Annotated in this window: 6 protein-coding genes; 1 reads left to right on the top strand and 5 read right to left on the bottom strand. The window is 27.5% G+C overall.

Annotated features, from left to right (window positions below; all coding sequences use genetic code 11):
• The first annotated feature begins 204 nt into the window (after positions 1-204).
• The gene (locus HVN35_07660; protein NYB52415.1) at positions 205-711 is read left to right on the top strand and encodes a hypothetical protein; all 507 of its coding nucleotides are present in this window, start codon (positions 205-207) and stop codon (positions 709-711) included.
• Here HVN35_07660 and HVN35_07655 read toward each other — a convergent pair.
• From HVN35_07655 to HVN35_07635, 5 genes are all read right to left on the bottom strand, one after another.
• On the bottom strand, positions 708-4,280 hold the full coding sequence (locus HVN35_07655; protein NYB52414.1) for a hypothetical protein: 3,573 nt from the start codon (positions 4,278-4,280) through the stop codon (positions 708-710). The genes HVN35_07660 and HVN35_07655 overlap by 4 nt on opposite strands.
• Positions 4,280-4,954 carry a hypothetical protein gene (locus tag HVN35_07650; GenBank protein NYB52413.1) on the bottom strand — a complete coding sequence of 225 codons (675 nt, stop codon included), beginning with the start codon at positions 4,952-4,954 and terminating at the stop codon, positions 4,280-4,282. The genes HVN35_07655 and HVN35_07650 overlap by 1 nt, the downstream gene beginning before the upstream one ends.
• A gap of 28 nt (positions 4,955-4,982) precedes the next feature.
• Positions 4,983-6,185: a tRNA-guanine transglycosylase gene (locus HVN35_07645; GenBank protein NYB52412.1), complete on the bottom strand. Its 1,203-nt coding sequence runs from the start codon at positions 6,183-6,185 to the stop codon at positions 4,983-4,985.
• Positions 6,166-8,265, bottom strand: coding sequence for a HEAT repeat domain-containing protein (locus HVN35_07640; GenBank protein NYB52411.1), 2,100 nt, complete (start codon positions 8,263-8,265; stop codon positions 6,166-6,168). The genes HVN35_07645 and HVN35_07640 overlap by 20 nt, the downstream gene beginning before the upstream one ends.
• A 135-nt stretch (positions 8,266-8,400) precedes the next feature.
• A complete protein-coding gene (locus tag HVN35_07635; GenBank protein NYB52410.1) occupies positions 8,401-11,049 on the bottom strand; it encodes a hypothetical protein in 2,649 nt (882 codons plus the stop codon).
• Between the last annotated feature and the right edge of the window lie 12 nt (positions 11,050-11,061).

The raw sequence follows: 11,061 nt of genomic DNA, 5'->3' as shown, positions 1-11,061 counted from the left end.
TCCTAAAAGTGTTAAGCGTTTAATGAAGATTAAAAAGGGAGTAATGTCACGTATAAATATCAGAATTGATATTTGGAACCAAAGAAAAGTTTTTGATGGTTATCCCCCAAGTTTTTGACAGTCCCAATAAAAATTAGACTAATTAAATATTAATTAACATAAATTATTTAGAGTAATATTATTCGAACTATAAGGAAATTAATTATGAAATTAACAAAACCACCACAAATACCTGCTACGAAAGAATGGCTTAATGTATTGTCCAATGAATATCACTTTAAATACATTCAAAATATCGATCAAATTCCTGACAATTCTTTATGGACTACATCATGTTCTAAAACAAAGTCTATTAAAAAACGTGGTTATCCAAAGGATTTTTATGTTGGGATTTATAACCAATTGTTTTACAGATATATTGATAATTTAAATTTAAACTATGGAATTATTTCTGACAAATATGGAATTCACATGCAACATGAATGCTTAGAATATTATGATATTCATCCTAGCGATCTTACTTTAGAAGATAAATTTGAATTAGGAGGAATTATTAGAGAAAAAGTAAGAGATAAAGGGTTTAAACAATTAATATTTTTTTATCCAAGTCCATTACAATCAAAACCTTATTTTGAAATTCTTTGGTATTCCAAATTACCTGTGTATTACATATCTAAGATAAAACTATTAGATGAGTGGATAAAAGATTAAAGGGTTAATGATAAACCTTGTTTTAAAAATCCTTCATTTATTAAATTATCTAAAGATTCTTGTAGACTTTTTTCGCCCATTCCAAGTTTATCTTTTGCCATTTTTTGGACTTCTGCCATACTTATCCATTTAGATTCCATTGATTCCAAACATAGCAATAATCTTCTGTCATTTTCCTCTAAAAATGCACCAAATATTTTTATAGCATCATGATTAAGCTTTTCTCTCATTGAATCTAATTCAGAAGCAGTATATTCTGAATTCAATATGTCAACTTTACTATACTGAATTAAATTTTTAATTCCATAATTAATCAAAGCTTCTTGATCTTCACTTAATTTTCCTTTTGATTTAAAAATATCAAATGTTTTTTGTATTTTATTAACATTTTCTCGATTTTTATTTTGGTAATCTTCCCATTCGCTTGAAATTGCATCAGAAGCTATTTGCAGTGATGTTGTCCAAGAATTAAATTCCCTAACTAATCCTTGTCTTTTTTTAATATCGTTTCTGAGCTCTTCCATATCTATTTCTTTATAAATTGATTCATATTCCTTTATTTTTTCGTCTAGAAATTTTAAATCTTTTTCAAAGTTCTTTGTATCTCCAATCCTTTGATATATTAAATAATCAGCTTTATGTTGTCTTAAAGTATCTAAAAATTCAATTTCTGCTTCATTGATATTTTCTATATGATTTGTGTACTTCATTACGAGTTTTATTCGTTCACCTATTTGATTTAAAGAATCTTCAGATGATTTTAATAATGAGGATAAGTCTAAATTACTTGAAGGAGTTTTTAATGTTTGATTCTGTGTTATGTTTGCTTCTTCAAGTTGTTTATACATATAAAATGCGATTTTGTTATTTTCCGTAATAGATTCTTTAGTTTCTTTTATTTTATTTTTAAGTTCATATTGTCGGTTTTCGATTTCTTTAAATTTAAAGCCTAATTGATCGAGAGTAGTTTTAATTTCAGAAGCTTTATTAGATATTTTTTTAATTTTTTCATTCATCAGATAAATCTTCACATTAAAATAGGGTGTTGTGTCATTTTCTTTATTGAATCCGAAAATTTCAAGCAATTTTTTGACGTATTCTTCAGGGTATTTGCGTTTAAATTTATTTTCAATATTCTTTATTTCTGTTGATAACTCATCTTTTGAAAATATTTTTAAATAAAGATTGTTAAGATCTTCGAAATCGTGTAATAAGCCTTGATATTCAATTATATCGTTCTTTTTGAAATTATACTTTAACAATAGAACGCTTTTATTGATTATATTATCAATTGATTCATCTAAGTCTGTTTTCATCTGGTTAATGTGTGACATTAACTTTGGTGCAGTTTTTGAGGCTTCTTGAATAGCGAGCAAGAAATTATTATTAAAATGATTTAAAATTTTAGTGCAAATGTTTATTTTTAATAAATCACGGGAAGATTCCGCTTCATTGTATGTTTTTGTAATAAAGTCATCAAATTCTTCAAAAACAATTAATTTAGAAGCTCTTTGTTTCATAATGTAATAATGACCAAATCTTCTAAATTCTTCATCTTCAACATTATTTTTATATTCATTGTATATATTCCTTAAATTTTCAATTGCCCAATCAAAGTTATTAATTTCAATTATTGGTTCTTTTTTAGCACCAGTTTGTTTGATAATACCTTTATAATCTAGAATATTTATAAAAACATCTTGGAATGCTCTTTCATTTCTATCTCTAATTATGAAATAACTCTTTAACTCCGTTAAACTTAATTTGCCTCCTGAATTTTCAATGAATTCACATATTCTATCTTCTACAGGGTTAGTTGTAACTGCATATTTACCATTTTTTTCAATTAAAAATCCATTTTCACTTAAATCAGATGATACTTTGGTTATTTCACTAGGACCATCTTCAAAGTCTGAAGCAATAAACCCTCTTCCACCATATCTTTTGAAAAGCAAAACTCCATTCATATTTAGATTATGGATTTCTTCTGGAGAGTGAGAACCATTATAATTTAAATATAGTTTAAGTCCATCAGAAAAAGTTTTAAGGTCTCTAGCATTTTTTAGTTTAATCTGATTTATAACAAGTCCTTTATCAATTTGATGGTCAATCCAAGAATTAATTTTATCTTTAAGATTTAATTCGTCTATTTTCTCTTTACATACACCTTCAAATAGATCCATATCAATGAAATCTTCAAATTTTTGCATTGCTTTATAACCAAATAGAAGTTTTTTGGCAAGAGAATGATGAAGTTGAATATCCATTACTTGATACTTACCATTCTTACCTAATTTATGCGCATTTAATTCATCATATGCTTGTTCGGTGAATTCACCGTTATGTAAAATAATTACTAAATTTGTAGCTAGATTATCACTTAAAATCTCACTAGCCTCAATGATGTGTTTACGTTCAACATCCCCATTTACAAGCAAAATATGAGTATTAATTTGAGTATTTGTTTCAGGAATAATTAACTGAAGACGAGAGTTGATTTGTTCATTAATTTGAAATATTTTTGATTCTTCCATAAACAAATAGAATGATTCTAACATATTCTTCTCATATTCCATGTTAAGATTATGAGATAAATATCTCCATAATTTTAATTTTTCTTCTTCATTAGTTAAATATGCTGTATCGGGAGGTATGGGTGTTGGGTAAATAAGATTTAGGAGTGATTCATTAGCCAAATATGCAGTATCATCTTTGGTCAATTCTTTAAAAATGCTGCTAAGTGTAGTAGCTTCTTCATCATCTTCGATTAAACCTTCAAAAAACGCTTTTGTGTCTTCTTTATTAATTGGTAAATAAACTTGAGGTACCAAGTTGTAATTATCATCTAAATCATAGTGAATTATTCTTTCTTTAAATTCTTCTATAGGCTCAGAAAACTTGATTTTATGTATATAAAATGTTTTATTATTTTTTATATAGTTGTATTCCGTTAATTTTTTTAACACATCTTCTAAATTTTTATTATCAGATAATGAAGCAACAGTAATAAAAGCATTTTCAATTTTATCATTTAATTTAATTTCATCATTAATTTTATCAATCAATTTTTTAACAATAGAATTATCCCTATGTATTATTTCAGAAATGTTATTTAACGAATGAGGTCTTAACTCCCCTATAATTAATCGGAATATCTCTTTACAATTTTCTCGATCTTCATTAGAACAGATATCTTCTAAATATTTAATTATGCGTTCATAATTATTATCGATGCATGGTGCTTGACCTCCATATGCAGTAATTTCATGCTTTTTAAGTTGTTCTAACAAATTGGAATAGTTTAATATTTCAATTTGATCATTTACTACTAAGCTTTTAAAGATTTCAGTGAACAAGCTTGTTAAATTACCCATATTCCTCTGACTTACTCTTAATAAAGTATTAAAAACGGAAATGTTATTAATTGGTAATTTTTTGGGCAATAGGGGATCATCGTCATCTTTAGAGGTATATGAATATTTTATTAAATCCATTAAAAATTTAAGTCCCTCTTCTCGAGTGATCGGGGTAAGTCTAATTTTCCCGACTCTTCTGTCAAAACCAGGCATTATAAAATCATAATTAACTTGGATTTTATAGTAAGCATCGGGGGTGCATGATAAAAAAAGTGTAATCTATCTTTGTAATCACCTTCTCTGGCTAATGATTCAACTTCAAAATCGCCATTTATAGCTTCTTTAATACCAGAAACAACTTTTTTAAGAATTTTTGGAGTTAATAATAGTTCTTCGAATTCATCTATAAAGATAAATATTTTTTTATCATTATTTTCAAATAGTTGATCCAAAGTTCTACTGAGAAATGATTTAGGGTTTTCTTTAATTTCAGGTATTAATTTTTGATATTTGGCATCTGATTTAATAACATTAAATATATGTATTAATAATCGATCTGGGTTTGCGAGAATGAATTTGGCAAAATTCATAATTGTTTCGTTATCATAAGAGTTAGCTAAACGTGATGCAGATAAAAAGAATAAATAATCTCCAGAGTTTGTAATGACTGGTTCGATAATTCTTTCGTATGTGTCGGTTTTACCCTCACCCCAGTCACCTAAAATAAATCTTGCTGCTACTCCTTCAGTTTCTTTTTTACAATAATTGATTGAATCTTTAATCTCTTCTTCTATTGCAAGTCTACTATTAATTACGGTCTTTTCATTACCAGAAAAAGTAACACCACTAATTGGAGGAAATCTTTTAAATTTTGTAGTTGTTTCCATTTTTTTACGACTCCTAAATTTAATTAATTTATGAATTCTTTTTTTCAACAATATATTCAAATGCTTTTGGAAAAATTCCACTATTTAATCGTTTTCGAGTAAAATCCTTAGTTCTCCCGTTGTTGATTTGTTCTTGGAACATATTTTGTTCATTAATAAAAACATGGGCATTGTGAATAGCCCTTGCTATAAACTCATCATTTAATAATTTTAACCTTTTATCGATTGACAGTTTGTTACAAGATGGGCATTTACATTGTTTCAAAATTTTTTTTTCGGTCTCATTGAGAAATGAACGTCCATTGTTTCGTGTTATGGGGTGACGGTCAGCAACACCAGGTAATTGAATTATACCATAGGCTGCTTTAAGCCTCCAACCTGTGGAATCAAGAGAATCAACACCTAAAGAATACATTAGATGCATGGTTTTACTACTTCCAACACCAAAAGCATGTAAAAAAGAATTAGGGAATTCTTGTCGCACTATTCTAATAGCATCGATAACAAATTTAATAGGATCATTAAATCTTTTAGTGCCGTTAGTCCTGAATAATAAAGGAACTAAACTTCCCACTCCAATCATTGATGGTTCATCGATTATCTTTTTTACATCATTACAAGCTGATTTTAAATCTTTAAAAGTATAACCATGAATAACGGGCATTAAATCTACTTTTCCAATATTTTCAAACATTATTCTAGTATTTTCAAGTGTTTTAGACCATCTTTTTAGGTTAGTTTTATTAGTTTCTGATGGATTAAATGGATGGTCTAAAATTACTCCTAAATCAGGCTTTGATTTTTCATATAATTCTATAATTGATATTGGATCAATATCAATTTCATCCCTTTTTTGAAATAAAAAGCCTCCAGAATCCATTAAGATAGCTCCATCAAAATTAAGATGTTTGTGGATGCCTTTTTCACATGCTGAAGTTGTATTTGTTTTAGTTCTTAGAATATCGGCAGCATTCACAATAACAGTGTTAATGTTTAAAAAATTCCAAGGTTGCGGAGTGCCTCCCATTACATGCCCGAACCATAAGGCGGGAGTTTGTATTTTTTTGTCATTAATCAATGCTTTACCGCGCCTAGAGAATAGTTCTTCATCATAATCCAAAACATTGAATTTTAACTTTGAATCATATGGCTCTGAATAGTCTAAATCAAAATTATAGCTCAATAGATCACCATTTGGTTCGGCAAGCGATTTAATATTTGGTAATTTCATCGAGGATTGCAAATGGATCATCACCTAGATCCTCTTTGGATTCTTTATCAGGTATATCATCGGATGGGTTAGTTTTTGATGGTTCTTCAGATATATCTTCGTATGGGTTAATTTCTGATTTTTGGTCACTATCTTTAGTTAGGATTGTTCCAATTGGCAAATTTGACTCAGAATCATCTGATTTTTTAATTTCTTTTTCTTTTTGAATTTTTTTATTAATTTTCGTTATTATTGATTTTAAAGCTTTATTTTCACCCATATATTCACTTTTTAGAGTATTTTCAAGAGTATCTAAATCCTTTTCTTGACAAATTTTAATAAGGCAATAAGATAAATTTCGTTGAATCCTGGCATTATCATCATTTAATAATTTTAGCAGAGGGCCTATTGACTTATCAGTTCCTATTTTAGAAAGAGATTCTATAGATTTCAATTTGACATCAAAATCAGAATCGTTTAATGATTTAATTAAAAGGTTTTCTGAATTAGGATCTTCGATTTCACCCAAAATTGCAACCAAATAATATCTTAAATCTTCATCATTAGATTCCAAAGATTTAGCAATCTTCGGAATTGCATCACTACCAAAATTAGCTAACGCTTCTTCGGCAGCCCACCTCATAGAAGTTTCTTCATGCTTCAATGTTTTAATTAAGGAATCAATTGTTTCCAAATTTTTTAGCTTACCTAAATATTTAAGAACCTCTAATCTTATTTCATCATCATTATCATTAATTAATTTTACAAGATATTTTGCTGCTCGAGGATTGCCGCTTAACCCAAGACGTCTCACAGATTCCATTCGAATATCAGGGTCATCTTCTAATAGGTTATTAACTAATTCTAAGAATTCATCTTTACTTAATTCTTGTTGAATAATATCATCTTTTTTTTCTAACGTATTTAGATATTCTTCACCTTCATTTGAAATTATAAAATTAGTAGAGAAATTTGATATTAGTTTGTTGGGATTATCAACGTTTTTTAGTAAATAATCAAGACCTAAATCATAATCGATTTCAACTAAAGATTTTAAACATTGGATAGTTAAGTTAGGGTCTTCATCATCATCAATAGTATCAATAATTGGATTAATTGCATTTGAAGCTCCTAACTTACCTAAAGCAGAAACTGAAGCTTTTCTAACAAAAGTATTTATATCATTTTCTAATAACTCAATTAAAGGTTCTACAGCTCTTTTATCTCCAATTAACCCCAAAGATTTAGCAGAACTACTTCTTACATATGAATCGTAATCATCTAATAACTCAATTAAAGGTTCTACAGCTCTTTTATCTCCAATTAACCCCAATACTTTGATACAACCAGTTTTTATCAAATATTCTTCATGGTATTTTTCATCATTTAACGCTTTTATTAAAGGTTTTACAGCATCTTCACCTATCTGAAACAAAACTTCAACATATTGATCTCTTTTAAATTTTGATTTGTTGTTTAATGATTCTATAAGAATTTCAACTGAATCTTTTTGCATTTCAATTAAAGTTTTAGTTGCATATTCTTGAGTATTTGGATCATTCAAAGCTTTAATTAAAAGTTCAATTGTTTTTTTATTTTTATTATCAATATCAGCGACTTTTTTGGATATGTTGGATTTCTTGTTATGTTTTAGTTTTCGGTAGCATTTAGGACATATTTGATGATAACCTGATTTAGGTACAAAGTCTTGTTTACAAATTTGGCAAGTTCTAACGATATTACTGTAACATACAGGGCATAAAATTATTTTTCCATCGGGAACGAATTTTTTATGGCAATTAGTACATCTTCTCATCTTTTTTAAGCATTCAGAACAGTGATAGGGATCTTTAGATGATGTTGGCTCAAAATATTCATGACAAGTTGCGCAGCGTTTTAAAGCTAATTTATTGGCTAAACTGATAGTATCAAAACAATCTTTGCAAAATTTAGAATCTATCATTTCTGATTTAGCAATAAGTTTACCACATTCATGGCATTTAGAAAAACCCGAAGTAGAGCTAACTTTAGGATTAGATCTATGTCTTAATTTCCGAATATTTAGTCCCCACAACTTCTGTTTAAAAATTAATATTGTCAATTAATAAATATCATTTTCGATAAATTTTTAATCGTAACATTTATTAGTATTAATGAGTAATATTGCCAAATTGCAGCAATGTTTTAGGATTGAACAGAAATAAACATTTATTTTTTATTTTGATTTAACTGATAATTAATTTTGATAATAACAATCTTTTTCAAAAATTGAATAAAATTCATCTAATTCAAAAGTAGGACATAATATTTCTGGTCTTTCTTTATAGTGATATGATACAAATTGATTTTTGTCATTATCTTTAACCTTAGAGTTATAGAAGTAACATGCATTTTTGTAATATTTCAGTAACCTTAATAACTTGATTGGTTTTCGATTATTTTCCATCATCAAATAAATATCTTTAGAATCCATAGGAGTAATAGATTCTAATTCTATTGTTATAAAACGATTTCTTGAACCCATAAACTTTTTTGCATTGTAGGAATGTATACCATCACGAAAAGTGCTTTCTAGGGGTATTATTAACAAGTTATCTTTAAAAATATTTCCTATACAAGTATATAATTTAGAAATAGAATTTCTAAGAATTTTGTATCGTTTTTCATATTCTGCATAAGAAACTACAGGTCCATGTGCGTCCCAACTATTTCTGTACCTACTAACTTCACTTAAAATATCGTACAGATCATAAGAGCTTAGTTTTTCAAGAAATTGAGCATTATAAGTGCCAAAAATGTTCAATACTTGATTTCGTTTGTGTTTCTTTTTTAATATATACTGAAGATTTTTTGCAATACATCGACCAAGATAATTCCAATTACCGAAACTAGGGTTTTTAAACCAGTTTTGAAACTTTGGATTAAATTGAGTGCAGCGATTAAATTCACGATTAAAAAATCTTTCATCAGATATTAAACCACTTAACATAATAATTACATTAAATTCTGAGAAAGCCTCAAAAAAGTGAAGGAGATATTTAACTTTCAAATCAGCTTTTGAAGAGCTAAAACTTTCCCAAAGTATTGAAGATAAAGGGTATGGTAAAGATTCAACCCATTGTTCAAAACGGAATTCATATTTATTGTCTAGTGATTCAATTTCTTCTATGATTAGTTTGTATTCATCAGGAGTTTTCCATAACTGTTCTCTGTATGTATTAGCTCTTGCAGATATTTCATTGATTATAGAATCAACCCTTAATACCTCAACTTGTGCATCTAGGTTTGGTAAATAAATCTGAGTATTAGAAATAAGATCATCAAATACTGGGGCCGTATATTCGCCTAAGTTTATTGATTCTCTTATTTTATAGCCTAATAGAGTGTCATTTAAGTAGCGAGCTAAGTATTCTGCCATACAATAGTTAGGATTTAAAACCAGCTGAATATAATTGCTATTGTCAAATTTTACTTCATCGAATACAACTCTTAAGTTTTCATCTAAAGGTAAAAACAATGAGTTTGGTTCTTCTTTAATTTCAGAATCATCGGAATAAAAATTGAATGTTTCAATTATATCGGAAAACGGTTTAGTATTGAGTTTTAAATCTTTACTTATTTTTAAAGAATCAATATAAGCATAAAATGATTTAAAGGTGTAAAATTTATCTAATGTTGTTATAAATCCGTTTTGGGGAATTTTACCTGGTTTTCTTAAAATTAAATTTTCTTTAAGAATTTTGTTTGCATCTTTGTCATGACTTAAACTACCTATAAATAGATCTTCTTGGTGATTTTTAGACAATATAACTAATATTTTATCGTTTTCACCGGGAACAAGCGTATAAGGGATTTCTATTATTGATTTAATGTATAAACCAAAATTTTTCAAATTAGAAAAAGTTGACTTGGGATTTCTATCCAGTAAGAACTCAGGTTCTAAAAGAAATATCCCTTCTCCATCTTCTTTGAGTTTTGTAGCTATATCAATAAAATTTATGGAAACAAAATCCTCAGAAATTCTCTTTTTTGAGCCTTCAATGATAACTGTGCTTTGATTATTTGGAGGATATCCTACAATAAAATCATAATCTTTATTAATTTCTTCTGGAGCGATAGAATCTGCATTAATTAGATTCTTTAATATTTTAGAATTAATATTTACAGTCACCAAATTTTTATTTAGAATTCCTAAAAAACTTTTTGACATAAAACCATTTAAAGGCCAAGGATCAAGTATAGTTCCAGACTTTAAATCGTTCAAATAATCAGAAATAAAGTTAGGTATAATTTCGGGTAAAATTACCAATTTTTCTCCAAATACTTGATTGATCAGATCTAAGTAATTTAAAGAGATATTTACCCCTTCATTAGAAATTAATTCAATAAAATCGCCAATTTGTAATTTATAATGTGCCTCTAATACTGTTTTAAGAATTTCAGTGAGTATAATAAGCTCTTTTTTAGTGTAACCCTCTAACAAATTATTAGACCTTAAAATATCGAAAATTTGTTTTTTAATGTCATGTCTCAAATTTTTAATTTCATCCTCTAAAGAAGTTTCATTATTTATTTTCTCTTTCAAATTCTTAGAATTCTCTTCGATTTGGGATTTTTTCTTTTCAATTTGCAATTGGATATTTTTTATCTCATCTTCCCATAATTTAAGTTCTTGAGAATTTTGTCTATTTTTTTCTAATTTATCAATATCAGTTTGCCAAATGGATAGTTCTTCTTCTAATGTAGGTAACTCTTTGGCTAATATTTCTTTTTGTACATTTAAATCGATTATTTTATCTGAAATTCTAATTTTTTCAGTTTCTTTGATTTTAAGGGATTTCATTGAGCTTTGTATATTTCTAATGCTATTACTAAAGCTGGTCATTTATTGCCCTCA

It is taken from the genome of Methanobacteriaceae archaeon, from assembly GCA_013403005.1.
Taxonomy (GTDB): domain Archaea; phylum Methanobacteriota; class Methanobacteria; order Methanobacteriales; family Methanobacteriaceae; genus Methanobacterium.
This window is presented reverse-complemented; position numbering and strand designations above follow the sequence as displayed.